This is a genomic window from Vreelandella lionensis (genome assembly GCF_002087295.1).
Lineage (GTDB): Bacteria > Pseudomonadota > Gammaproteobacteria > Pseudomonadales > Halomonadaceae > Vreelandella > Vreelandella lionensis.
Map to the genome: position 1 here is coordinate 1 of NZ_MWVI01000013.1, position 24,594 is coordinate 24,594.

A 24,594-nucleotide genomic window follows, 5' to 3' on the forward strand; every position below is an offset into this window, starting at 1 on the left:
TTCAGACTGCTGACGAACCCACCTGTTTTGGTGGGTTCGTTGCGTTTAGAGCAGGCGTACACTCGCGGCCTGACTCACCACCCTCATCGCACGGCTTCTGCCCATCGTCGGGTATAACCCCCTCTGAAGAGCCCTATCAGCTCTCAGATGACGTAAAAACGCGCCAAAAAGCCGGCGCCAACGCGCCTGCGCGATTTTCTTGAGGTTCTGACAGGCCGCGGCCAGCAGACACTGCTCTTTGACGCGCGCTAGGCCTCGCATTCGCGCATAGCGGTGCCCGTGCAACTGCTTGGCGTCGGCGAAGCTGCGCTCCACCGTCTCCTTGCGTCGTTGATAGAGCTTCTTGCCTGGTTCTGTCAGCCGTCGGGCATCCACCCGATCCTTGTCGTCCTGCCAGACGTGCCGTGTGACCGTTTTTGTCTGCTTGGCGTTGCGGGTACAGGTCGCCAGCCGAGGACAGCCCCGGCAGATCTCAGGATCACTGCGATAGTGGCGGTAGCCATGTCGGTCCGTGGTGGCGTAGATCAGCGACTGGGCCTCTGGGCACTGATAGGTGTTGGTTGCCGCGTCATCGTAAAGGCGCGCTTGGGAAGATACCCCTTGAGTTTACTGGGGCGGCGGTAGCCAATGACACCATACAGACCGCGCTCTTCCAGCCCATGACAGATAGCCGCTGTAAAGTAACCCGCGTCGAGGCCGACACCGACGGGGTCCAGCCCGAAGCGCTGGCACTGATGATCCAGTCGCGGCAAGTAAGGCACGCTATCGTGCACACTGGCCGGGGTGACATGGGTATCGGTAATAATGGCGTGCTTGCCGTCCACCGTGCGGTGATCCAGATAGAAGAAGCCGGTCGGTTTGCCATCGCGCACCATATAGCCGCTATCCGGGTCGGTAAGGCTGATTTTCTTTTCGACAGTGGCCGGTGCCTTAGCACGCGGCGTCAGGGCTTTTTTCCGTGTTGAGCGCGGTCCTCCTCAAACCGCCACGTCCAGGGCGTCCAGATAGTCCCGTGCCGTCGTCTCGACCGCTTGGCGCTCAAAACGATGCTTGTTGGCATTGGCCTTGAGATGCGTGCTGTCGGTGTAGAGCACGTCGCCGCCCACCAAGCCTTGTGCGATGGCCTGCTCGACAATGGTATCGAAGATCTTTTGGTGGATCGTGCTGTCGGAGAAGCGGCGGCGCCGGTTCTGGCTGATCGTTGAGGCGTCGGGCACCTTGTCGGTCAAGCGCAAGCCGAGGAACCAGCCGGTAGGCGACGTTCACCTGGATCTCGCGCATCAACTGGCGCTCGCTACGAATGCCAAACAGATAGCCGATCAACAAGGCCTTGAAGAGCAGCACGGGATCCAGCGCGGGCCGACCATTATCCGCACAGTAAAGATGACGGACGCGCTCGCGGATAAAGCTGAAGTCGAGGGCGGCCTCAATCTGACGCAACAAATGGTTGGAGGGTACGAGTTCTTCGAGCGTGACCATCTCCAGTTCGTGCTGTTGGGGGGAAGGGTCTTTGAGCATATCGGCCACCACTAAAAACGATACGCTTATCAAAGCAAAACCCTGGCCGAAGGGCCAGGGCTTTGTCAGCAGTCTGAAACCCCCGCAAGCGCGGGGGTTTTCTCTTTCAGCGCTAATTCAGCACTATTTTAGAACTAACTCAGCACTAATTTATCACTACAGCGCCTGGGCGCTTACTCGATAATGCTGACGTCATCGGCCTGCAGGCCGCGATCATTTTTAATCACGTGATAGCGAACAATCTGGCCTTCGGCCAGCATACGCGGGCCACGACCACGAATGGCACGGAAGTGAACAAACACATCTTCTCCGTTATCGCGAGTAATAAAGCCGTAGCCTTTGTTGGTGTTAAACCACTTTACTTCACCCTCTTCACGGCCTCGTTGGGGTCGATGATATCTTCCTCTTCATCATCTTCCACCGTAGGAGCAGGTGCTTGGGGCTGGCGCGGCGCAGGCTTAACCCGAGCCACATCTGCCTTCACAACCATTGGTGGCGCCAGGGCAGCCGCCGCTAACGTGCCGATAAACAACATAATAAAGCAGCCAAAGGCTACCGCTGCATATACGCTAAAAGCAGCTTCGGCTAACCACTGCTCAGCCAGAGGTGCATTGGTTAAATGAACAATCCCTGCCAGAAGAAGCGGCGTGGGGGCGGCGAGTAAGACACTGATAAAGAAACAGCGAAAAACAACTTTTGGGTTCATAGATGATAAAAGCTCTCTTGTTGTATGGGTAACAGACGAAGGACAATACTCGAACTACCAGGCCCATTCCTAACAGTACCGAGCATACTACACAAGGTGACGATGTTATCATGACAAACGAATTATCGCCTGCTGAGCTCGCTCAACGTCTTGAATCGTTGGAGAGTCGGCTGGCCTATCAGGAGCACTGGCTGGACACTCTGGATCAAGCGGTCGCCCAGCAGGAGCGCCGCTTGGAAAAACTGGAGCAGCTAAGCGCCTTGATGCGCGAACGGCTACGCGAGCAGCATCAGGCGCTCCAGGCGGGCGACTCCCAAGGCCGTTTTCGTCCAGAAGACGATATCCCACCCCACTATTAAGCCACGGCTCGCGGCTTCTTGCCCGCCCAAAAGCGGTGGGATTACTTCACCATGCTGGCCGGGTCAACGCTTTCCAGCCCAAATGCATCGGCAACGGCACGATAGGTCACCTTGCCGTTGTGAACGTTAAGGCCGGGCAGGAAGTGCGCATCATCGGCTAATGCTTTCTGCCAGCCTTTATCCGCCAGCGCCAGCACGAAGGGCAGCGTGGCGTTGGTCAGTCCTAAGGTAGAGGTACGCGCCACAGCACCGGGCATATTCCACGCAGTAGTGCACAATACCATCCACGATATAGGTAGGCCCAGCGTGGGTGGTGGGCTTGCTGGTTTCAAAGCAGCCGCCTTGGTCAATCGCCACATCCACCAGCACGCTGCCCGGCTTCATATCTGCCAGCATGGCGCGAGTAATCAGCTTCGGCGCAGCGGCGCCTGGAATCAGCACGGCACCGACAATCATATCCGCCGTTCTTACCGCGTGATCCAGCGCATCCGCCGTGGAGTAGACGGTTTTGATGCGCCCCTGGTAGCGGTCATCCAGCACTTCCAGGCGGGCGATCGATTTATCTAAAATCGTGACATCCGCCCCTAAGCCCAGCGCCATGCGTGCCGCGTTCTCACCTACCACGCCGCCGCCAATCACGGTCACACTCCCTGGCGCCACCCCCGGCACGCCCGGCAACACACGCCAGAGCCGCCCTGCGCCTTTTCCAGGCTATGCGCCCCTGCCTGCACCGCCATGCGGCCCGCCACGGTGCTCATGGGGGCTAACAGCGGCAGGGCGCCTTTAGCATCGGTGATGGTTTCGTAGGCAATACAGGTAGCACCGCTCTTCATTAGCCCTTGGGTGAGAGACTTTTCAGCGGCTAAGTGCAGGCAGGTAAACAGCGTATGCGCAGGGGTGAGACGCGCGACTTCCTCTGGCTGCGGCTCTTTGACTTTCAAGATCAGCTCGGCGTTTTGCCACAGCGCATCAACATTTGGCTCGATAGTAGCGCCAGCCTGCTGGTAATCGCCATCTTGAAAGCCAGCGCCTTCACCCGCGCCAGCCTGCACGCTCACTGTATGGCCCCGCCCAGTTAGCTCGCGCGCGCCGGTGGGCGTCAGTGCGACGCGGTATTCATGGTTTTTGATCTCTTTTGGGACGGCAATTTTCATGGTTGGCTCTCCTGATTCAGGCACATGTCGTACGTTGCTAAGTGCATTACAGCACAGCAAACAAGAACCACCACCCCTGGACAGAAAAACAAAAAAAACGCCGGTTAAGGCGTTTTTTAGCAGAAGAATCTAGCGGTTAAGGGCGCTAGGCGAAAAAATCAACGCCCCTATTAAACGTCACTCTTCGTTCACCACCGCACCACCATAAATACGCTGGTACTCTTCAGGCAGGCGTTTCGGGCGGCCGCTTGAGAGCGCGACACAGGCAAACCGAGTACGGGCGTTCAGCAGCGTTTTGCCATCCACAACGCGCTTGAGCTGAAAGCGGCGCGTTAGGCTAAAGCGGCCGTCGCACGCCACGATCCACGTCGCCAGCTGCAGCGCGTCACCCGCAAAGGCGGGCGCGAGATAGTCCAGCTCATGGCGGTGCACCACCATTGCCCTATCCAGAGCTTGATAGCGCTCAAGGGATAGCCCCAACGCTTCGGAGTGCGCCCAGCTAATTTGCTCAACCCAGCGCAAGTACTCGCTGTTATTAACGTGCTGGTAGGCGTCAATCGCCTCTGGCAGCACGTTTAAGTCAATGACAAACGGATCTGGCAGTGCCCACTCCATGTGGCTATCTCCTCTCTTTGAAGACCTCTATCAGTTCACCACTAATGACCGTGCTTAGTCGCGGAACACGCGCACGCCTAGCGCCTTCAAGTACGACGTCTCCGGTATGGCCGGGTGTACCGGGTGATCCGGCCCTTGGTGGCCCTGGAAGATCACCTGACCTTGGCGGTCCTGGTGGCGCACTGCACCGCGCACCACATCGACCAAACGATCAGGGGCAAGGTGCATGGAGCAGGATGCCGACAGCAGCAGGCCATCGCGGCCCAGCAAACGCATCGCCTCACGGTTCAGGCGCGAGTAGGCGCGCTCGCCGTTGGGGATATCCTTACGCTTTTTGATAAACGCAGGCGGATCGAGAATCACCACAGCGAACTGCTCGCCATCTGCCTTTAGCGCCGCCAGGGCTTCAAAAGCATCGCCTGCGCCGATCGCCACTTGCTCTTGAACGCCGTTCAGCTCGGCGTTGCGCGCCACTTGCTCCAGCGCCGCGCCGGATGCATCCACGCAGAGCACTTCTGATGCACCGCGGGCCGCCGCCTGAACGCCCCAACCACCCACGAGCTGAATACGTCCAGCACGCGCTTACCGGCCACTTGGCTGTTGAGCCAAGCACGGTTCACACGATGATCGTAGAACCAGCCGGTTTTCTGGCCGTTTAGCACCGGCACGGCAAAGGTGACGCCATTTTCGACCATCAGCACTTCATCGGGCAGCGTACCTTTGACGACTTCTACGTGGGCTTCCAGGCCCTCCTGGCGGCGGCCACCGGTATCGTTACGGAAGACGATAGCACTCGGCTTAACCACTTTCTCCAGGGCGTCACCGATATCTTCCGCCAGTGCCTGCATACCGGCAGTGTTGAGCTGCACCACCAGCACATCGCCAAAGCGGTCAATCACCAGCCCAGGCAGCAGGTCACCCTCGCCATGAATCAGGCGGTAAAACGGCTGATCAAACATACGCTGACGCAGCGCCAGCGCCTGATTAAAACGGTGAACAAACAGCGAGCGATCCAGACGCATCTCCGGGTCGCGAGACATGATGCGGCCGCAAATCAGCGAATGAGGATTAACATAAGCAACGCCTAACGTTTTACCGTTGGACGCCTCTACCAGCACAGGTTCACCCGCTGCGAAATTTTTCAGGGGCGTTTCTTTGATGTCCACTTCGTTGGAGTAGATCCACAGATGGCCAGCTTTCAAGCGGCGATCAGCGTTTTTATTCATGCGCAGGCGTTGGGTCACAACAATCTCCAAAAGAGCCGATTTACCAAGCACATAGGCCCAGTAAGGGTAAGCAAAACAATTCACCGCCTAAGGCGGTCATTAACGCTGGCAGCTAGGGCAAAACACGCTCGCTCGCTGGCCAAGCGTTATGCGTCGCAGCTCGCTGCCACAGCGTAAGCAGGGCTGGCCGTGGCGGCCATACACATTGGGCTGCTGGGCAAAGTAGCCCGGCTCGCCCTGCCCGCTGACAAAATCACGCAGCGTGGTGCCACTTGGGGTAATGGCCGCCGCCAACACCTCTTTCACCGCCGCCGCTAGCGCGTCGTAGCACGCTTGGGAAATTCGCCCCGCCGCACGGCGCGGGTCGATGCTTGCCATAAACAGCGCTTCGGCGGCATAAATATTGCCCGCACCCACACCACACGGTTGTCCATCAAAAAGGGCTTTACTGCCACCCGCTTGTCACGGGACAGGCGGTAGAGCCACTGGCCGTTGAAGGCATCGCTAAGCGGTTCAGGGCCAAGGTGGGCAAGGCGGGTATCGCGGCTGCCGGCCCCCTGCTGCCAGTCGACAAACCCAAACCGACGCGGGTCATGGTAGCGCAGCACGTAGCCGCTGGCGGTCACCACATCCACATGGTCGTGCTTTTTCGGCAAATCCCCCAGGCGGGCAATACGCAGGCTTCCCGACATGCCTAAGTGCCACAGCAGCGTGGCACTGCCATCAGCGGTGGCTAGCGGAATCTGCAGGTATTTAGCTCGTCGGGCCAACTCGCCCACTCGCGCGCCGATTAAGCGTTCGGCCAGGTCGTCCGGCACTGGTACCCGCAGGCGCGGCTGGCGCACCCGCACTTCGGTAATTTCTTGCCCCTCTATATAGGGGGCGATGCCACGTCGCGTGGTTTCAACTTCAGGCAGTTCGGGCATGATGAAAGCCTATGATGACAGCACAGTGACAGCGATTAACGGCCAAGGCGCTAACGACAGACATGCAAAAACCCGGCTTTAGGCCGGGTTTTTCAACAGGCGCTCGCCTGCGGTGAAAGCCGATCATCGTAATCGCGATTACTTGATCTTGGCTTCCTTGTAGATAACGTGCTTACGGACCACCGGGTCGTATTTCTTGAATTCGAACTTATCCGGGGTGTTCCGCTTGTTCTTATCAGTGGTGTAGAAGTGGCCTGTACCGGCACTAGACACCAGATTGATCTTATCGCGCATGGTTTAACTCTCCCAAAAGTGCTTAGCAAAAAGCTGGCTTAGATAGCGTCGCCGCGTTTGCGGATATCGGCCAGAACCGTCTCGATACCTTTCTTGTCGATGATACGCATACCTTTAGAGGAAACGCGCAGCTTGACGAAGCGGTTTTCAGACTCAACCCAAAAACGATGGGTGTGCAGGTTCGGCAAGAAACGACGACGTGTCTTACGCTGGGAGTGAGAAACGTTATTACCAGTTACCGGACGCTTGCCGGTAACCTGACATACTTTGGAGATGAGAGCCTCCAACCGCTTGGCGAGTTGGTCAAAACTGTCGGGCAAACCGGAGCAGGGAGGGAGTCGACGCAGTTAACCGCCTAGCTGTACCCAAATCCGTTATTCAACCCAAGTTCAAAGGTTGCACTTTATACCAGAGCACCTAGCTACCAGCAAGCGAAACCGCCAAAAAAGGCCAAAAAAGCGCATTTTTGGACAATTTACTTAGAAAAGGGGCAGCGGCCTGACGACCAGCCACGCGTCTTTTATTGCTAAGATTATTGCTTATAGCCAGCCACGCTCGGCAAATGACACCACTTCTCCGTCCCCCACCACAAAATGATCGAGTACCCGCACGTCAAAGAGTGCAAGGGCATCTTTTAAGCGTTCAGTGATACGTCGATCAGCATCGCTGGGCTCAGCCACACCCGATGGGTGATTGTGGGCCAGGATGACAGCACCAGCGTGTAATTCCAGCGCACGCTTGGCAACTTCGCGGGGATAAACGGATGCGCTGTCTAGGGTACCGCGAAATAGGGATTCATAGCGAATAATTCGATGCTGTGTATCCAAAAAAAGTCCGGCGAACTCTTCATGCCCCAAGTGACGCAGCTGTGAGCTTAAATAGTGGCGAACCAACGCAGGCGACGTTAGGGCATTGCCACGAGCCAGTTGGCTGGCCAAATGCCGTCGAGAGAGCTCTAGGGTGGCCTGCAACTGGGCAAATTTAGCACTTCCCAGACCACGGGCGGAGCAGAACTGGGTTTGGTCCGCCTCAAGCAACTGCCTTAAACCCCCCAAAATTCGCCAGCAAGTCCCGCGACCAAGTCTGCCGCCGAGCGCCCCTGCACGCCTACTCGCAGAAAAATCGCTAACAGCTCGGCATCCGAAAGTGCCTGCGCGCCCATATTCAACAGCTTTCCCCGTGGCCGCTCACCTTCGGGCCAATGATTAATCCCCATCCACGCCTCCCTAATGGTTCTTTTAACGCACTGCCATGACCGCCAGCCTCACTATACCTAGCATTATGGCGAATCTGCCGAGCATGCCAAAATAATCAGCCAAATGGTATGGTAAGCCCCTTGTTGATCGTCACACTGGACTGCCCACCATGGCCCCACTTTCGCACTCTCCCTTATCGTCGCTAGCGGGTAAGCGCCTACTGCTGGGCGTTAGCGCCGGCATCGCAGCCTACAAAAGCGCCCTTATCGTGCGGCTGCTAAAACAGGCTGGCTGCGAGGTTCGTGTAGTGATGACCGAGGGAGCCCAAGCGTTTATTACCCCTCTTACCCTGCAGGCTCTTTCCGGCGAACCGGTGCGTACCTCGCTACTCGACCCTGAAGCGGAAGCTGGCATGGGGCATATCGAGCTGGCCCGCTGGGCGGATGCCATCGTCATCGCCCCGGCCACCGCCGACTTGATCGCGCGGCTGGTCCATGGCATGGCGGATGACTTACTGACCACTCTATGCCTTGCTTCTGAAGCACCGCGCCTCATCGCCCCAGCGATGAATCAGGCCATGTGGCGCCACCCAGCCACTCAGCGCAATGTGAAACAGCTGGCCACCGATGGCTGGCAGCTGATTGGCCCGGCGGCGGGCGATCAGGCCTGCGGCGACGTCGGCCCAGGGCGCATGAGCGAGCCTGCAGAGATCCTGGAAGCAGTGACCCAGAGCTTTGTGACAAAGAACTTTGCGTCGCCCGGCTCCGCTTCCGCCAGCGCTCCCCACGTGGTGGTCACCGCTGGCCCCACCCGCGAGGCGCTGGACCCGGTGCGCTACCTGTCAAATCACAGCTCGGGGAAAATGGGCTACGCCCTGGCCGCGGAAGCGGCCGCCCAAGGGGCGCGGGTAACGCTGATCAGCGGCCCGGTGAACCTGCCTACTCCCCAAGGAGTCGAGCGGCTCAACGTAAAACCGCCGTACAGATGCACGAAGCATCGCTTAAGCAGGCCCCCCAAGCGGCGCTGTTTATCGGCTGCGCGGCGGTAGCCGACTACCGCGCGGAAAGCGCTGCCGAGCACAAGCTTAAAAAAAGCGATGACCGGGATACGCTGACGCTCACGCTGGTGAAAAATCCAGACATCATTGCCGACGTAGCGGCGCTGCCTAAAGGTCAGCGCCCCTTTGTGGTGGGCTTTGCCGCCGAGACCCAGGACATCGAGCGCTACGCCCAGGACAAACTGGCCCGAAAAGGGCTGGATATGATCGTCGCCAACGATTTTTCCCAGCAGGGCCTAGGCTTTGGCAGCGACGACAACGCGGCGCTGCTGCTATGGCGAACGCCTACCCATACCGAGCAGCTTGTTGCCCCGCCGCAACCCAAAACTCAACTGGCAGCGCTGATTATTCAGCATGCACTCAAGCAACTCTCTTTGATCTCTTCTGGAGCCTGACCATGAGCAGCCCCCGCCCTCGCCTGCAGTGCAATGTGTTGGATGAGCGCCTGCACGATTACCTCCCCTCCTACGCCACGGCAGGCTCTGCGGGCATGGATTTACGGGCCCTGCTGGATGCCCCCCTCACCCTTGCCCCCGGCGAATGCCAACTCGTACGCACCGGCCTTGCCATCTATATTGAAGATCCAGGCTTGGCGGGCATGATTCTGCCGCGCTCTGGCCTCGGCCATAAACACGGCATCGTGCTGGGTAACCTGGTTGGGCTCATCGACTCCGACTACCAGGGCGAGCTAATGATCTCGGTATGGAATCGCGGCCAGGACAGCTTCACGATTGCGCCCTTCGAGCGGCTCGCCCAGTACGTTCTGGTCCCCGTGGTGCAAGCTGAACTCGATATCGTCGATAGCTTTACCGACTCTACTCGCGGCAGCGGCGGGTTCGGCAGCACCGGCCGTCAGTAACCCCGTTCGCCAGCCCACTCCCTTTCAGCGTTTTTCAAGGATCGATGATGACCGTACCCGCTCGATATTTCGCGCTTACGATATTCGCGGCATCGTGGATGACACGTTTAGCGAAACCACCCCCGAGCTGATTGGCCGCGCCGTCGGCTCTGAAGCCGCCGCTCGTGGCGAGCAGACGGTATTGTGGCGCGAGACGGCCGCACCTCTGGGCCGCGCCTGCAGGCGGCGCTCATACGCGGCCTGCAGGCCGCCGGGCGGGACGTTATCGATATCGGCATGGTGCCCACGCCGGTGCTCTACTTCGCCACCCACACGCTGCCAGAGAGTCGCTCAGGGGTGATGCTCACCGGCAGCCACAACCCGCCGGACTACAATGGCTTTAAAATCGTCCTGGCGGGCGAAACATTATCGGGGGACGCGATTACTGCGCTCTTTGAGCGCATTCAAGCGGGCAATTTCACCCAGGGCCAAGGCAGCGTGAGCAGCCAAGATCTGCGCGCCAGCTACCTGGAGCGCATCTTGAGCGATGTAAAGGTGGAACGCCCGCTCAGCGCCGTGGTGGATTGCGGCAACGGTGTGGCCGGAGAGCTTGGCCCGCAGCTTATTCAGCGGCTTGGGGTCACCACCACACCACTGTTTGACGAGATCGATGGCCGTTTCCCCAACCATCACCCCGACCCCGGCAAGCCGGAAAACCTGCAGGATCTGATCCACCACGTCCAGCAGAGCGGTGCCGACATCGGCCTTGCCTTCGACGGCGACGGTGACCGGCTAGGCGTCGTCACGCCCCGTGGGCGTATGATTTACCCTGACCACCTGCTGATGCTGTTTGCCACCGATATGCTGTCGCGCAATCCTGGAGCGAAAGTGGTCTTCGATATCAAGTGCACCGGCAATCTTGCCCGGGTGATTAGCGAGGCTGGCGGCGAGCCTGAGATGTGGCGCACCGGCCACTCACTGATCAAAGCGCGTATGAAAGAGACCGAGGCGCTGCTGGGCGGCGAAATGAGCGGACATATCTTCTTTAAAGAGCGCTGGTACGGCTTTGATGACGGCCTCTACGCAGCCGCCCGACTGCTGGAGATTCTTGCCCAGTTCCCCGGCGACGCGGACGCTTTCTTTGACCAATTCCCCCAAGATGTCAGTACGCCAGAAATTAACGTCAGCGTTGCCGATGAAGAAAAATTTGCCATTATCGAGCCACTTGCCAGAGAGAGCGACTTCGGCGAAGGTATCAAAACCACGCTGGATGGCATTCGCGTTGATTACACCGACGGCTGGGGATTATGTCGCGCCTCTAATACGACGCCCGCACTGGTGCTTCGTTTTGAGGGAAAAGATAGCGCCGCGCTCGCTCGAATCCGCGAGCGCTTTGAAAAAGCGCTACACGGCGTCGCGCCTACACTGACCATACCAGCCACAACAACAGCATGATCGCGCCCTTAGAACGCGCGACGTGTTAAAAAATGCTGTCATCCAGGCGCGTAAGCGCCTAGCAACGCAACAGACATTAAAAAGAGCAAAGGGACAACGTCATGAGTTCAGCTAGCCGCGACCCCCAGGTCGTTGTGGAGGTGCTGTCAGAAGCGCTTCCCTATATTCAGCAATTTTCCGGCAAAACTGTCGTCGTGAAATATGGCGGCAATGCCATGACCGAAGACACGCTGATCGACTCATTTGCTCGCAACATCGTGCTGATGAAGGAAGTTGGCATTAATCCGGTGGTGGTTCACGGCGGGGGCCCGCAAATTGGCAGCCTGTTGGAGAAGCTCAATATCGAATCCCGCTTCGTGAATGGCATGCGAGTCACTGACTCGCAAACCATGGATGTCGTGGAGATGGTGCTGGGCGGCTTGGTGAACAAGAGCATCGTCAACCTGATCAATCAAAGCGGCGGCAAGGCGATTGGCCTGACCGGCAAAGATGGCGCCCAGATTCGCGCCCGGCAGCTGAAGGTGGAGCACCAGAGCCCGGAGATGACCGCGCCGGAAATCATCGATATCGGCCATGTCGGCGAAGTGGAGTCGATCTCCACTGACCTGATCGAGATGCTGGCCGCCCGGGACTTTATTCCGGTCATCGCTCCCATCGGCGTGGATGACAAAGGTAACAGCTACAACATCAATGCCGATCTGGTAGCAGGCAAGCTGGCCGAAGCGCTGAACGCCGAGAAGCTGATGCTGCTGACCAACGTGGCGGGCTTGATGAACAGCGAAGGCAAGGTGCTAACGGGGCTCACCACCGCCCCGGTAGACGGCCTGATTGCCGATGGCACCATTTACGGCGGGATGCTACCCAAAATCCGCTGCGCGCTGGATGCCGTGAAAGGCGGTGTGAACAGCGCCCATATTATTGATGGCCGCGTTCCTCATGCGGTGCTACTGGAAATCTTTACCAACGCCGGGGTAGGCACCCTGATCACTGACGCAGGTTAATCGCGACGGAGGGCAAGAGTCATGAGTGACGATCGCAAACCTCGCCGCCGCGAGCAAATTCTGCAGGCGTTAGCCATCATGCTGGAAGAGGACAGTGGCAAGCGGATCACCACGGCCGCACTGGCGCGCCAAGTGGGCGTTTCCGAAGCGGCGCTGTATCGCCACTTCCCCAGCAAGGCGCGCATGTTCGAGGGACTGATCGACTTCATCGAAGAGAGCATTTTCGCACGCATTACCCGCATTCTGGATGACATCCCCGACGCCACGACCCGCTGCGGGACGATTCTCTCGCTCCTGCTCGGGTTTGCCGAGAAGAACCCCGGGCTTGCCAGGGTGCTAGGGGGCGATGTGCTCACCGGTGAAACCGCACGGCTGCGCCAGCGGGTACACCAGCTCTTCGAGCGCCTGGAAACCCAGCTCAAGCAGGTGCTGCGGGAAGCCGAGCTGCGCGAAGGGCTACGCACCAACATTTCCGCCTCGGCCGCAGCCAACTTACTGATCGCCCAAGCCGAGGGGCGTATTTCTCAATATGTACGTAGCGACTTCAAACGCTTGCCCACCGAATATTGGGACGACCAGTGGACACTACTCTCTGGCCAGCTGTTAAGAACCACTGTACAGCCAGCTTAATAGAGAAAAACGAAAACGCCCCGAAGGTACGGCACCTTCGGGGCGTTTTGTTGCGCGACAAAATAGCATTACGCAGCGATAGCGGCGTCGCCCATTTTCTGGCGCAGTTTCTTCATGGCGTTCTTCTCGAGCTGGCGAATACGCTCGGCGCTGACGCCGTACACATCGGCCAAATCGTGCAGCGTTGCTTTATCATCGGTGAGCCAACGGCGCTGCAGGATATCCCGCGAACGATCATCCAATCCCTTCAGCGCCAGCTGCAAGCGACGGAGTAGAGTCTTCTTCAAAATCGCTGTCTTCGAGCTGCGTCGCAGGGTCGGCGGACGCATCGTCGAGGAAGTAAGCCGGCGCTTGGTAGGTGCTCTCTTCATCGTCGCTTGGCGAGGCATCATAACCTGCATCAAACGCTGAGAGGCGGCCTTCCATATCGCGCACGATTTCAGGCTTCACATCAAGGTCTTTGGCGATGGCATCCACTTCGTCATTATTCAGCCATGCCAAACGCTTTTTCGCGCTGCGCAGGTTGAAGAACAGCTTGCGCTGGGCTTTGGTGGTGGCGATTTTAACAATGCGCCAGTTACGCAGCCAAACTCATGAATCTCTGCCTTGATCCAATGCACGGCAAACGACACTAGGCGCACGCCCTGGTTAGGGTCGAAACGCTTGACCGCCTTCATCAGGCCAACATTACCTTCCTGAATCAGATCTGCCTGCGGCAGGCCGTAGCCTGAATAGCTACGGGCAATATGCACCACAAAACGCAGGTGCGAAAGCACCAAGCGGCGCGCCGCTTCCAGGTCGCCTTCATCATAAAGACGAAACGCCAGCTCGCGCTCTTCCTCGACGCTCAGCTAGGCGATGCCATTCACCGCTTGAATATAGCCCCCCAGGTCGTTGCCTGGTGAAAGCTGTCCCACCGGTAGAAGACTAGTGCTCATGTGCAGGTGGTCTCCCTTAAAACCTATCGTGGTTGACGTGTCGGCCTAACATTATAAAACGTGCTGCCAAACGTCCTGAATTAACTTATAAGACCTTAGTAGAAGCTTAAGGTTCAAACGACCGATGCATTCACTGCATAAGTCGCAAAACGGGGGTAGAAATTCCCGTTATCGACCGCATAACACAGCATACTGCTAAATATATGACTCACATGTAAACCTATGATGACATAAATGCTGCCTACATGCGTTAACGCGGGCGAATGCTGGAGAGATGGCGTGTTACGGCAAGCCATGCGCCCAGCCAGCCAAGTAGTGTACTGCAAGATAGCAGAATTGTAGAGCCTGTCACATCTAGCTGCGGCAAGGTGAAGATGGCACCGTAGCTGGCCGCCAGCGCCGCTACCGGCAGTGAGAGCCAGTGATTACCCAACCCTAACAGGCCCAAGGCCAGCAGCCCGCCGCCAACGCCGTACCAGGCACCGCTATACAGGAAAGGCCGACGCACGAAGGCGTGAGTGGCGCCAATCAGCATTACCACCTCAATTTCGCGGCGACGGCTCTCCACCGCCAAGCAAAGGGTGTTTCCCACCACCAGCAGCACGCCAAAACCGAACAGCACGCCCAGGGCAAGCGCCATGCGGCGACCTAGATCCGCTAAATGGCGCAGCCGCTCTACCCAGGCTAAATCAACGCGCACTTCGTCAATACCGGACAAACCCTCTAACCGCTGGGCTAGCCCAGCCATGGCGGCGGGGTCCACATTTTGCGGGGAAATGACGATGCTCGTAGGAAGAGGGTTATCGTCCAGTCCTGCGAGAGTATCATCGACACTCAGCGCCTGTTGAAAATCCGGCATGCCCTGCGCCGGGCTAATCAATCGCGTCTTGGCAACGCCGTCATCAGCGGCAACGGCTTCCTCAATCCGAGCCGCCTGTGCCTCATCAATACTCATTTCCAAATAAACGGTAAGCGTGGCGCTTTCATCCAGCTCCGCATCCAGCAGTTTGGCGCTATCCAGGGTAAGCCACAGCGCGGCGGGGAGCACTAGGGCAATGGCAATCGCCAGCATCGTGAGCAAGTTACCCAGCGGATGGCGCACCAGCCGGTAGAGGCTATCCAGCGCCATGGCGCGGTGGTGCCGCCCCCAGGCACGCAAGCGGCTGCTAAAACGCGTTTGCTGAGCGCGCGCCCCACTGCGAGGGGCTGTTTCCGAGGCAGGCGCGGCGGGCTTGGGTGGTTGGCGCCTACCCCGAGGGGCGGCACCGCTTTGGCGAGTATTGGCTGAGCGCTTCATGCAGCCCCCTCATCGGCGACTAAACGACCGTCCTGCAGACGCAGGATGCGGTGGGGCAGGCGGGCAATCAGCGCCAAATCGTGGCTAGCGATCAAGACCGTAGTGCCGATACGGTTGAAGTCTTCGAACAGGGCCATGATATCGGCAGAGAGCTGTGGGTCTAGGTTACCGGTGGGCTCATCGGCAAGCAGCAGCGCGGGCTTATTGACCACGGCGGGGGCGATGCCCACCCGCTGCTGCTCACCGCCGGAAAGCTCGATGGGCAGGGCTTTTTCGCGGTGCAACAGGCCGACTTTATCCAGTGCTGCCCGCACCCGCCTCGCCGCCTCTCGGGGCTCTACACCCTGAATTTCTAGCGGCAGCGAAACGTTATGGAACACGCTGCGATCAAATAGCAGCTGGTGGTCCTGAAATACCACGCCAATCTGGCGACGATAAAACGGCACCGGGCTGGCGTGGAGCTGGGCAATGTCATGCCCGGCTACCACCACTCGCCCACGGCTGGGCTTTTCTAGGCGCATAATCAGCCGCAGTAGCGAGCTTTTTCCCGCCCCGGAGTGGCCAGTCAGAAACACCATTTCGCCTCTCGCCACGCGAAAGTTCAGGTGCGCCAGCGCGTCAAAGCGCCCTCCATAGCGCTTCCCCACATGCTCAAAAGCAATCATGCGCGACCATCATCCCCTTGTCGGTCAAACAGCGCGTTGACGAAGTCGTTAGCGTTGAAGGGGCGCAAGCCGTCCAGGCCCTCACCCACCCCGATAAAGCGAATCGGCGTTTCTAGCTGTTTCGCCAGGGCAAAGATAATCCCGCCTTTGGCGGTGCCATCCAGCTTGGTTAAAGTAATGCCGCTAATCGGCACCGCCTCATTAAAAGTAGTGGCCTGGGAAATTGCGTTCTGCCCCGTGCCTGCAGCCAGCACGAGCATGACCTCATGGGGCGCCGTGTCATCGAGCTTCTGCATCACACGGTGCACCTTTTTCAGCTCTTCCATCAGGTGGCTCTTGTTGTGCAACCGCCCGGCGGTGTCGGCGATCAGCGCGCCCACGCCGCGGGCTTTGGCAGCCGCCACTGCGTCGTAAATCACCGAGGCGCTGTCAGCCCCGGTGTGCGAGCAATCACCGGTACACTGTTGCGTTCGCCCCACACTTTAAGCTGTTCCACCGCCGCCGCACGGAAGGTATCCCCGGCTGCCAGCATGACGCTCTTGCCTTCGCGCTGGAAACGCTGGGTGAGCTTGCCGATGGTGGTGGTTTTACCCACGCCGTTGACCCCCACCACCAGAATAACGAAGGGGCCGTCGCTCTCTTTCTCGAAGCTGAGCGGCTCAGATACGGGTGCCAGCAGCGCGGCCAGCTCCTCCTGTAGGCCTCGGTAGAGTGCCTCGGGGTTGTTCAGCTCTTTGCGGGAGACCCGTGCCTCAAGGCGCTCGATGATTTCGCTCGTCGCTTCGATGCCCACATCGGCCATGAGCAGCTGAGTTTCCAGATCCTCCAGCAGCTCGTCATCGATATGCTTTTTGCCAAGGAACAGGTCGGCCAAGCCGTCAGTAAGATTGGCGCGGGTTTTCCCCAGGCCAGATTTGATGCGCGCAAACCAGCCTTTCTTCTCGCCTTTTTCGGATACTGGCTTCTCTTGCAGAGCGGGCTTCGCGGCTGGCTCTGGCTCTGGCTCTGGCTCTGGCTCTGGCACAGTGTCCATGATTGGCGCGGGGGTGACTTCCTCGTCAACGCCCGTTGGCTGAACGTCCTCTTTGGTCACCGGCTCAGGCGACTGCTCCTGAGCGAGCACCTCAGTGGGTTCGTTTTCGCGCTCCGGCGCGGGCTTGGGCGGCTCTTCTGCCAGCGATTCGGAAGGCGGCTCTTTGGGCTCAGCCGGCGTCTCCGAAGGCGCTGATACATCAGCAGCAGGCTCCTTATCAGGTGCGCCTTCGGGCTCGTCTGGCAGCGCTGGCTGCTCTTGGGCGTCTTGAGGCTCCTGCTGGGAGTCGTGCTTTTTCTTACGTTTGAAAAAACCGAACATAGGTGTCATCCGACTAAATAGGTGAACATTGCCATTATCCTACCACCGCAGACCAAGACTTTGGATAAGTAGCCCGCTACAATCCGCGTTATGAAACGACAACGCTCCTCTCGCTCATCATCTCGCATGTCGACTCCCCGCCGCGGAACTGCCAATCCGCCGGGGAAACTGCGCATTATCGGCGGCGATTTTCGCCGCCGCATGCTGCCTGTGCTCGACCACCCGGGCCTACGCCCTACGCCGGATCGCGTACGTGAAACGCTGTTTAACTGGCTGGGCCAAGCGCTGCATGGCAAGCAGGTGCTGGACCTATTTGCCGGTACCGGCGCGCTTGGCATCGAGTCGCTCTCTCGGGGGGCTGCGCAGGTCACCTTTGTCGAGCGCGATACACACGTTGCCGCGCTGATTCGCGACAATCTTGCCACCCTCGGTGCAACGCAGGGGCAGGTAGTGACTGCTGATGCCCAGGCGTTTCTTGAAAAGCCTAGCCAACCTGCTGATCTGGTGTTTCTCGACCCGCCGTTCCACCAAGGGTTAGCCGCGTCTTGCTGTGCCGCGCTGGAAGCGGGCGGATGGCTGGCAAGCGATGCGATGATCTACCTGGAAACCGAACAGAGCCTAACGCCAGCGGTACCGGCTAACTGGCATTTACACCGTGAAACTCAGGCAGGTGAGAGTATTGCCAGGCTCTATCAACGCTTGCCCTCGTAAAGCGCTTGCCGCCAACTGACAGCAGCGTTACGCTCGCTCGATTGAGTCACACATTGATGGCCCATTTTATTTCATGACGATAGGCAGCCGCCTGTCGTCCGTTACTGGAGGTAGGCATGAGCCTTGAGCTTTTTAATCAGTTAGAACAGAAAATCACCGACACTGTTGAGGCGTTGGAGATGATGAAGCTGGAAAACGAAGAGCTGCGTAACGAAAATGCTCAGTTAAAACAAGAGCGTGAAGAGTGGGAAAGCCGCTTACAAGGTGTGCTTAGCAAATTCGATGGCATGAGTGATAGCAACGCGTCCTAAGCCAACGGCAGCGACATTAACAGCGCATCCTCCCGCCCGGTCGTGCCTTTCACGGCCGGGTAGTACTCCTTCCGACGACCATCTTCGCCAAACCCCGCCTGCTGATACAGCGCAATCGCTCGCTGGTTTCCAGCCCGCCCTTCCAACAGCAGCCGCTCAGCTTGCCACTGCTTCGCCACCGCGACCACTTTGTTAAGCAGCCGCTGGCCTATGCCTTGCCCTTGGCAAGCGGGCAGTACACCAATCGCCTGTAGCTCAGCGTCAAACGGCAACTTCGCCAACAACGCATAACCCATTAGCACGTCGTCCTGCCAATAGCCCACTACCCAGGCCTGCTCATCGGCCAGCGCTTCATCTAACTGCTGGGGGCTTGCCCCGCTGTGTGCGGCGGCTTCTAAAGTATGTAGCGGCACTCGATGCGCAGCGTTTAACCGGCAGATCACTCAGCACTCCACTGCTGTCCTAAGGCCACCAAACGCGGCCATAGCGCGCGTTTAGCACTGGCCTGCTGAGTGAGCGCGGCCAGCGACGGGCCTTGCCACACAGGAAGTGCGAGCGTTTGGCTCTGCCCGTCGGTAAGCGCCATGACTCGAGCAAGGTCAGTAGCCGTCTCCTCTGCGCCCCACCAGAGCACTTGCTCTAACTGCCAGCCTTGTCGGCTCGCGGCCCCAGCAACAAACGCTGCCACACCCTCCTGAGCTTCCTCAAGCGGCTCTTCCGGCGCAAAGGCTGTGGCCATGGGCGGCCATTTGAAGTGGGTCACTGTTGGCAGTTCGCCGCGCAACACACCAGCCGCCCGCAGCATATTGGCAAGCAACTGCTGTTCAACCGGAGACATTTCCCCTTCACATACGCTAAGCCAGCGTCCTCCCACACAAGCACAGGAGAGACTAAAGTTCAGCGGCTTGGCGGGTTGCGCAGGCGGTACTCTGGGTTCTGGTACCGGGCTCGCCTCCGAGGTGGGTGCCGCAGCAGGCGAATGACCTAAGAGCGCCTTGACCGCCGAGGGCGATGCCACTGGGGAAGTGTTTCCTTGCTCGACAGCGGCAGGCTGGCTACGTGTTCGCGGTGCTGGTGCATCATCCAGCAGCGCATGCAACCGCTCCCGTGGTGGTGTTTTGGTCGGTGTTTCTTCCCACTCGCAGGCTTCCGTCGGGCGGGCGTTGGGCAGCTGGTAGCGGCATGCCCAGGCGGTAATACCCATAGCATCCAGGTAGTGCCGACGAACAACCTCCGGGGTCACTGGCCGCCGCCACGGCATTGGGGGAGTTCGGGCGCTCGCTGCCCCGTGCCTGCCACTCTTTGGGTGTGTAGAGGTGCAGCGCCAGGGCGTGCACCGGACCAGAGAGCTCATCCGCCAACAGGGCAATATTTGTTGGTGGCGCTTGACCGGCATCATGCCATCGAAGCTATCGCTTACCAGCGTCACTTTGAAGTGAGTTTCAGAGTTGGCCGGCACGTTATGCATATGGCTTTCGTTTTCGACCTGCAGCACGTCAGGGGTTAAGGCCGCCAACTTCTGCTCAATTTGTGTCTGTATCGCCATGGGACTCTCCTTCAGTCAGCAACTGGTTTATTGTACGCCCTTACTTTCCAACAGACGATGCCCGCCGCTCAACCAGCGCCCTCTGGGCAAGCGACACCCGCGAAAGGCTCGCCAGCAACGCTAACAGGGTGGTCCCCGCTCCCAACCAGAGCGTGACCTGAATTGGCGACCCCAGCGCCAGCGCTGCCCCAACGAGAGCCACTCCGAATGACTGCCCCACCGTACGCGTGGTGCTCATCACCCCTGAAACGTTGGCACTGCGCTCAGGTGGCAGGCTGCCCATCATTTCACGGTTATTCGGCGGCTGGAAAAGTCCAAACCCAATACCACACAGCGCCGTGCGCCACAGGCTCCCGCCACGCCGGTGCTCTCATCCACCAGCGCCAGCGCGACTAGGCCAATAATCAGTAGCACCAGCCCGGCACTAGATAGCAGGCTGGGATTAACTCGATCCGCCAACCGCCCCGCCAACGGCCCCACTAGCATGATCGCCAGGGGCCACGGCGTGAATAGCCAAGCGGTTTCTAGTGGCGAAAAGCCCATCTGTTCTTGATAGAAAAACGATAGCGCTACAAAGGTGAGTCCCTGCCCAATAAACGCTAATCCCGAGGCGGAAACCGCCAGCGTGAAGCGCTTTTCAGCAAACACGCTCAGCGGCAGCAGTGGATAAGGAGCGCGCTGCTGGCGCCGGATAAATAGAGTACACGCGGCCCCTGCCAACATGGCCCAACCGCCGCTTTGCCAGATAGGCGCAGCGTGACCAACGGCGTCCATAGCGACAAAGAAGCTCGCCAGCATCAACATCGAGTAGAGTGCCCCCAGCGTATCAAAACTACCCTGGCGAGGCGTATCCCGCGGCAACGCCCGGCTGGCTAGCCAGAGCGAGCACACCCCGAGGGGCACGTTGAGCGCAAACAACCACGGCCAATCCACAAACGAGAGAATAACCCCGCTGAGCGTGGGGCCTGCGGCATAACCACCCGCTACCACTAGAGCACTTAGACCGAGCGCGCTGCCTAACAAGCGGGATGGAAAAATAGCTCGATAGAGGGCCGGCCCAATAGAAAGGGTCGCGGCTGCCCCAAGGCCTTGGAAGGCGCGAAACACTAGCAATGTTTCTAAATTACGCGACAGTGCCGCCCCTAGTGCTGCTACCACAAACGTCCCAAGGCCAAACAAGTAGAGCCGCCTGCGAGTAATGAGCTCGCTGATGCCCGCAAATACCAGTAAGAACGCAGCACACACGACCTGGAACAGGTTAGTAATCCATACTGCCCTGGAGGCCGGCACATTCAGATCGGCAGCAATGGTGGGCAGGGCGAGGTTGATCATGGTGGTATCGACCACCGCCATCAACGTACCGGTGACCAGCGCCAGCACGGCGAGCAGGCGCTCAGGCCCCGGCAGCCCATCGTCGCCAGGGCGAGTTTCAAACAGTCGCATGGTAGTGAATTCCTAAACAGACCCCTTACAAACGGCGAAACCGGCCGAAGCCGGTTTCACTGTGCGCTTACGCTAAAATAGTAGCACGCTAATCTTGTTCGTTGTCGAGCAGCAGCGCGTCGTCAACATCCGAGATTTCCAGGGCGGTTTCGTCGTCCAGGTCAATGGCTAAGTAGCTGTGCTCAACGCGCAGGAATTCCTGAACCAGCGACCAATCTAATTTTTCTGGCCACTGGCGCTCATCCTCTTCCCAGGCGCGTAGCTCGGTCTCCAGGATTTCTACGTGACGCTCGCGGACAAACGTCTCTAACGCCTCAGGGGTATCCATCTCGGGGATCAGGTATACCGTACTTTCACGTTCGACGTCGTCCAGGGTCAGGTCGTCGTCTCCCATGGTGGGTTCGAGCGCATTGATCCAGTCCACGAAGGTCTGGGTCGGCCTGACGCTCAGGGCAGAGCGATTTAGCAGTTACATGGGATTCTCCTCGCCGTCGAAACGTTGACCATTATGGGCGCTAAATCGCGCCCTTACCAACTTTTCGTCCGCTACCGCCTGGTTGAGCGTTAATCCACCTCGGGGCGCATGGCCGGAAATAGCAGCCCATCCCGAATGGAGGGGCTGTCGGTGAACAGCATCACCAAGCGGTCAATGCCGAGGCCCTCGCCCGCCGTGGGCGGCAGGCCGTACTCCAGCGCGCGCACGTAGTCGGCGTCATAGTACATGGCTTCCAGATCACCGGCGTCTTTCGCGGCGGCCTGTTCACGGAAACGCTCTGCCTGATCTTCGGCGTCGTTCAGCTCCGAGAAGCCGTTGGCGATCTCGCGACCACCGACGAAGAACTCAAAGCGGTCGGTCACGAAGGGGTTGGCATCGTTACGACGCGCCAGCGGGCTAACTTCTGCCGGGTATTCAGTGATGAACGTGGGCTGGTCCAGTTTGTGTTCCGCCACTTCTTCAAAGATCTCGGTTTGAACTTTACCCAGGCCCCAGCTCTCTTTGACCTTGATGCCCAGTTTTTCCGCCGCAGCGCGGGCAGCATCTAGGGTATCCAGGTCGGCATCGGTGATGCCGTCGCCGTGATCCAGAATCGCTTGGCGCAGGGTGAGACGCTTGAAGGGCTGACCAAAATCGTAGCTGGCCCCCTGGTAAGTAATCGTGGTGGTGCCCAGCACTTCCTGAGCTGCCGTGCGCAGCATGGCTTCGCTCATGTCTAAAAGGTCGCGGTAATCCGCGTAGGCCCAGTAGAACTCCACCATGGTGAACTCCGGGTTGTGCCGAGTGGACAGCCCTTCGTTACGGAAATTGCGGTTGATCTCGAACACTTTCTCGAAACCACCCACCACCAGGCGCTTCAGGTAAAGCTCCGGCGCAATACGCAGGTACATATCGATATCCAGCGCATTGTGGTGAGTGATAAAGGGGCGCGCCGCCGCGCCGCCGGGGATCGGCTGCAGCATCGGCGTTTCCACTTCCATAAAGCCACGGGCTTCGAAGAAACGGCGCATGGAGCTGATCACCGCCGCGCGGGTCTCGAACACCTTACGCGACTGCGGGTTCATGATCAGATCCACGTAACGCTGACGATAGCGGGCTTCTTGATCGGTCAGGCCGTGGAACTTATCCGGCAGCGGGCGCAAGCTCTTGGTCAGCAGCTGCGCCTCGACCATCATCACGTACAGGTCGCCTTTGCCAGACTTGTGCACCGGGCCACGGGCGGCGACGATATCGCCGATATCCCAGCCCTTGATGTCTTCCAGAACGTCTTCCGGCAGCCCCTTTTTATCCACGTAGAGCTGGATCTGGCCCGCCACGTCCTGAATCACGATAAAAGGGCCGCGTTTGCGCATCACGCGCCCGGCCACCGACGCTTGGTGGTCCAGCGCTTCCAGCTCGGCTTTGTGTTTCTCGCCCAGCAGGTTATGTAGCTCAACGGTGAGGCTGTCGCGGCGGAAATCGTTCGGGAAAGCGCTTTTGCCCTGCTCGGCCGCCCGCTCACGGCGGGCCGCCAGCTTGGCACGGCGCTCGGAGGTCAGGTGATTTTCGTTATCGAGAGAAGACGCGTCTTGGTTAGCCATCGGGCACCCTATTCATGTTCAAACGCTAAAAAGATTACAAACCCTGCTTCAGGCTGGCGACGATAAACTGATCTAAATCCCCGTCGAGCACCTTGTCGCAGTTGCTGGACTGAACGCCGGTACGCAGGTCTTTAATGCGCTGATCATCCAGTACGTAAGAGCGAATTTGGCTGCCCCAACCGATATCGGCTTTGGAGTCTTCCGCTTCCTGCTTGGCCGCATTGCGCTTTTGCATTTCGTGTTCCCACAGCTTCGCCTTCAACTGCTTCATGGCGAAGTCGCGGTTGGCATGCTGGCTACGCTGGCTCTGGCACGCCACCACAATGCCGGTCGGCTCGTGAGTGATCCGCACCGCCGAGTCGGTGGTGTTAACGTGCTGACCACCGGCGCCGCTGGAGCGGTACGTATCGACACGCAGGTCGGATGGGTTAATCTCAACCTCGAAGCTATCGTCGATTTCAGGAGACAAGAACACCGACGCAAACGAGGTGTGACGGCGGCCACCGGAGTCGAACGGGCTTTTGCGCACTAAGCGGTGAACACCGGTTTCCGTGCGCAGCCAGCCAAAAGCGTGGTCGCCCTGGATATGCAGCGACGCCGATTTAATGCCCGCTACTTCCCCAGCAGAAATCTCGATGATCTCGGTTTTAAAACCGTGGCTCTCGGCCCAGCGTAGGTACATGCGCAGCAAAATGTTGCCCCAATCCTGTGCTTCGGTGCCCCCGGAACCCGATTGAATATCCAGGTAGGCGTTGTTTTCGTCCATTTCTCCCGAGAACATGCGGCGAAACTCGAGTTTTTCCAGGGCGCCCTGCAGGCCATCGAGTTCTTTGCGTACTTCCTCGACGGTGCCTTCATCCTCTTCCATCTCGGCGAGTTCCAACAGGTCGCGGCTATCGGCCAGGCCCTGATCCAACTCGTCAATGGTGGCCACAATGGCTTCGAGGGAGGCACGCTCTTTGCCTAGCTTTTGAGCGTAGTCTGGATCATTCCAGACGTTGGGGTCTTCGAGTTCGCGGGATACTTCTTCTAGCCGATCTTTACGCTCGGCATAGTCAAAGATACCCCCTAAGAACGTCTGTCCGCTCAGACAGGTCCTTGATCTGGTTATGAATCGGGTTGGTTTCCAACATGGATCGCCCTAGCCTTGGTCAGTAAATAGCGGGGTCTCATGCGCGCTAAAACGCGGCTTAAAAGAGACCGGCGCCGCTGAGGTGACTCACCGCTTGGCGTTTAACACCTTCGCGAGCCACCCCAGCGGCGGCATTCTGGCACGCA

General features: G+C 58.7%; 16 protein-coding genes and 12 pseudogenes. 8 read left to right on the plus strand and 20 right to left on the minus strand.

Annotation, left to right across the window (positions count from 1 at the left end; genetic code table 11):
• Positions 1 to 45: 45 nt before the first annotated feature.
• Both B4967_RS01625 and B4967_RS01630 read right to left on the minus strand, forming a co-directional pair.
• Positions 46 to 1,518 (minus strand): annotated as a pseudogene (locus B4967_RS01625) (IS1182 family transposase).
• A gap of 173 nt (positions 1,519 to 1,691) precedes the next feature.
• Positions 1,692 to 2,224, minus strand: a pseudogene (locus B4967_RS01630) (cold-shock protein).
• 110 nt (positions 2,225 to 2,334) lie between these two features.
• Here B4967_RS01630 and B4967_RS01635 point away from each other — a divergent pair.
• Positions 2,335 to 2,583, plus strand: coding sequence for a SlyX family protein (locus B4967_RS01635; RefSeq protein WP_083023190.1), 249 nt, complete (start codon positions 2,335 to 2,337; stop codon positions 2,581 to 2,583).
• Between the two features lie 41 nt (positions 2,584 to 2,624).
• Here B4967_RS01635 and ald read toward each other — a convergent pair.
• The 7 genes and pseudogenes from ald to radC form a co-directional block, all read right to left on the minus strand.
• Positions 2,625 to 3,737: pseudogene (gene ald / locus B4967_RS01640) on the minus strand (alanine dehydrogenase).
• Positions 3,738 to 3,914: 177 nt separating this feature from the next.
• On the minus strand, positions 3,915 to 4,352 hold the full coding sequence (locus B4967_RS01645; protein ID WP_083023192.1) for an acyl-CoA thioesterase: 438 nt from the start codon (positions 4,350 to 4,352) through the stop codon (positions 3,915 to 3,917).
• 54 nt (positions 4,353 to 4,406) lie between these two features.
• Positions 4,407 to 5,596: pseudogene (locus tag B4967_RS01650) on the minus strand (class I SAM-dependent rRNA methyltransferase).
• Between the two features lie 81 nt (positions 5,597 to 5,677).
• Positions 5,678 to 6,504, minus strand: a pseudogene (mutM, locus tag B4967_RS01655) (bifunctional DNA-formamidopyrimidine glycosylase/DNA-(apurinic or apyrimidinic site) lyase).
• Positions 6,505 to 6,642: 138 nt separating this feature from the next.
• Positions 6,643 to 6,798 (minus strand): 50S ribosomal protein L33, encoded by a 156-nt coding sequence (gene rpmG / locus B4967_RS01660; protein WP_083023193.1) that lies wholly within the window; start codon positions 6,796 to 6,798, stop codon positions 6,643 to 6,645.
• A gap of 38 nt (positions 6,799 to 6,836) precedes the next feature.
• Positions 6,837 to 7,073: a 50S ribosomal protein L28 gene (gene rpmB, locus B4967_RS01665; protein ID WP_038481085.1), complete on the minus strand. Its 237-nt coding sequence runs from the start codon at positions 7,071 to 7,073 to the stop codon at positions 6,837 to 6,839.
• A gap of 264 nt (positions 7,074 to 7,337) precedes the next feature.
• Positions 7,338 to 8,014: pseudogene (gene radC, locus B4967_RS01670) on the minus strand (RadC family protein).
• Between the two features lie 149 nt (positions 8,015 to 8,163).
• Here radC and coaBC point away from each other — a divergent pair.
• The 5 genes and pseudogenes from coaBC (at position 8,164) to slmA (ending at position 12,975) form a co-directional block, all read left to right on the plus strand.
• Positions 8,164 to 9,446 (plus strand): annotated as a pseudogene (gene coaBC / locus B4967_RS01675) (bifunctional phosphopantothenoylcysteine decarboxylase/phosphopantothenate--cysteine ligase CoaBC).
• A 2-nt stretch (positions 9,447 to 9,448) separates the two neighbouring features.
• Positions 9,449 to 9,910 (plus strand): dUTP diphosphatase, encoded by a 462-nt coding sequence (gene dut, locus B4967_RS01680; RefSeq protein WP_083023243.1) that lies wholly within the window; start codon positions 9,449 to 9,451, stop codon positions 9,908 to 9,910.
• Between the two features lie 40 nt (positions 9,911 to 9,950).
• Positions 9,951 to 11,344 (plus strand): annotated as a pseudogene (locus B4967_RS01685) (phosphomannomutase/phosphoglucomutase).
• Between the two features lie 101 nt (positions 11,345 to 11,445).
• Positions 11,446 to 12,345, plus strand: a complete 900-nt coding sequence (gene argB, locus B4967_RS01690) for an acetylglutamate kinase (RefSeq protein WP_083023195.1) — start codon at positions 11,446 to 11,448, stop codon at positions 12,343 to 12,345.
• 21 nt (positions 12,346 to 12,366) lie between these two features.
• A complete protein-coding gene (slmA, locus tag B4967_RS01695) occupies positions 12,367 to 12,975 on the plus strand; it encodes a nucleoid occlusion factor SlmA (RefSeq protein ID WP_083023197.1) in 609 nt (202 codons plus the stop codon).
• A gap of 68 nt (positions 12,976 to 13,043) precedes the next feature.
• On the opposite strand, the pseudogene rpoH reads toward slmA, so the two are convergent.
• The 4 genes and pseudogenes from rpoH to ftsY all read right to left on the minus strand — a co-directional run bounded on the left by rpoH (position 13,044) and on the right by ftsY (position 17,229).
• Positions 13,044 to 13,913 (minus strand): annotated as a pseudogene (gene rpoH / locus B4967_RS01700) (RNA polymerase sigma factor RpoH).
• Between the two features lie 250 nt (positions 13,914 to 14,163).
• Entirely contained in the window at positions 14,164 to 15,210 is a 1,047-nt protein-coding gene (gene ftsX / locus B4967_RS01705) for a permease-like cell division protein FtsX (protein WP_083023198.1), read from the minus strand.
• On the minus strand, positions 15,207 to 15,875 hold the full coding sequence (ftsE, locus tag B4967_RS01710; RefSeq protein ID WP_083023200.1) for a cell division ATP-binding protein FtsE: 669 nt from the start codon (positions 15,873 to 15,875) through the stop codon (positions 15,207 to 15,209). Before ftsE ends, ftsX begins: the two co-directional genes overlap by 4 nt.
• Positions 15,872 to 17,229 (minus strand): annotated as a pseudogene (gene ftsY / locus B4967_RS01715) (signal recognition particle-docking protein FtsY). Before ftsY ends, ftsE begins: the two are co-directional and overlap by 4 nt.
• Positions 17,230 to 17,355: 126 nt before the next feature.
• Between ftsY and rsmD the strand changes: the two are divergent.
• Both rsmD and B4967_RS01725 read left to right on the plus strand, forming a co-directional pair.
• Positions 17,356 to 17,940, plus strand: coding sequence for a 16S rRNA (guanine(966)-N(2))-methyltransferase RsmD (gene rsmD, locus B4967_RS01720; RefSeq protein ID WP_243470271.1), 585 nt, complete (start codon positions 17,356 to 17,358; stop codon positions 17,938 to 17,940).
• A 116-nt stretch (positions 17,941 to 18,056) separates the two neighbouring features.
• Positions 18,057 to 18,251: a cell division protein ZapB gene (locus B4967_RS01725; RefSeq protein WP_044629605.1), complete on the plus strand. Its 195-nt coding sequence runs from the start codon at positions 18,057 to 18,059 to the stop codon at positions 18,249 to 18,251.
• Here the strand turns inward: B4967_RS01725 and rimI are convergent.
• From rimI to prfB, 7 genes and pseudogenes are all read right to left on the minus strand, one after another.
• Positions 18,248 to 18,694: a ribosomal protein S18-alanine N-acetyltransferase gene (rimI, locus tag B4967_RS01730; RefSeq protein ID WP_083023205.1), complete on the minus strand. Its 447-nt coding sequence runs from the start codon at positions 18,692 to 18,694 to the stop codon at positions 18,248 to 18,250. The two genes, B4967_RS01725 and rimI, sit on opposite strands and share 4 nt — an antisense overlap.
• Complete coding sequence (locus tag B4967_RS01735) at positions 18,691 to 19,494, minus strand: hypothetical protein (RefSeq protein ID WP_083023207.1); 804 nt, start codon at positions 19,492 to 19,494, stop codon at positions 18,691 to 18,693. Before B4967_RS01735 ends, rimI begins: the two co-directional genes overlap by 4 nt.
• Positions 19,491 to 19,797: pseudogene (locus B4967_RS01740) on the minus strand (BolA family protein). Before B4967_RS01740 ends, B4967_RS01735 begins: the two are co-directional and overlap by 4 nt.
• Positions 19,798 to 19,837: 40 nt before the next feature.
• Positions 19,838 to 21,240 (minus strand): annotated as a pseudogene (locus B4967_RS01745) (MFS transporter).
• A gap of 88 nt (positions 21,241 to 21,328) precedes the next feature.
• A complete protein-coding gene (locus B4967_RS01750; protein ID WP_422821832.1) occupies positions 21,329 to 21,664 on the minus strand; it encodes a hypothetical protein in 336 nt (111 codons plus the stop codon).
• Between the two features lie 140 nt (positions 21,665 to 21,804).
• Positions 21,805 to 23,316: a lysine--tRNA ligase gene (gene lysS, locus B4967_RS01755; RefSeq protein ID WP_083023209.1), complete on the minus strand. Its 1,512-nt coding sequence runs from the start codon at positions 23,314 to 23,316 to the stop codon at positions 21,805 to 21,807.
• A 34-nt stretch (positions 23,317 to 23,350) separates the two neighbouring features.
• Positions 23,351 to 24,449 (minus strand): peptide chain release factor 2 gene (gene prfB, locus B4967_RS01760; RefSeq protein ID WP_139794385.1). Its coding sequence is split into 2 segments (ribosomal slippage): positions 23,351 to 24,373 and positions 24,375 to 24,449, totalling 1,098 coding nucleotides; the frame shifts between segments, so codons are not numbered across the junction.
• Positions 24,450 to 24,594 lie beyond the last annotated feature (145 nt).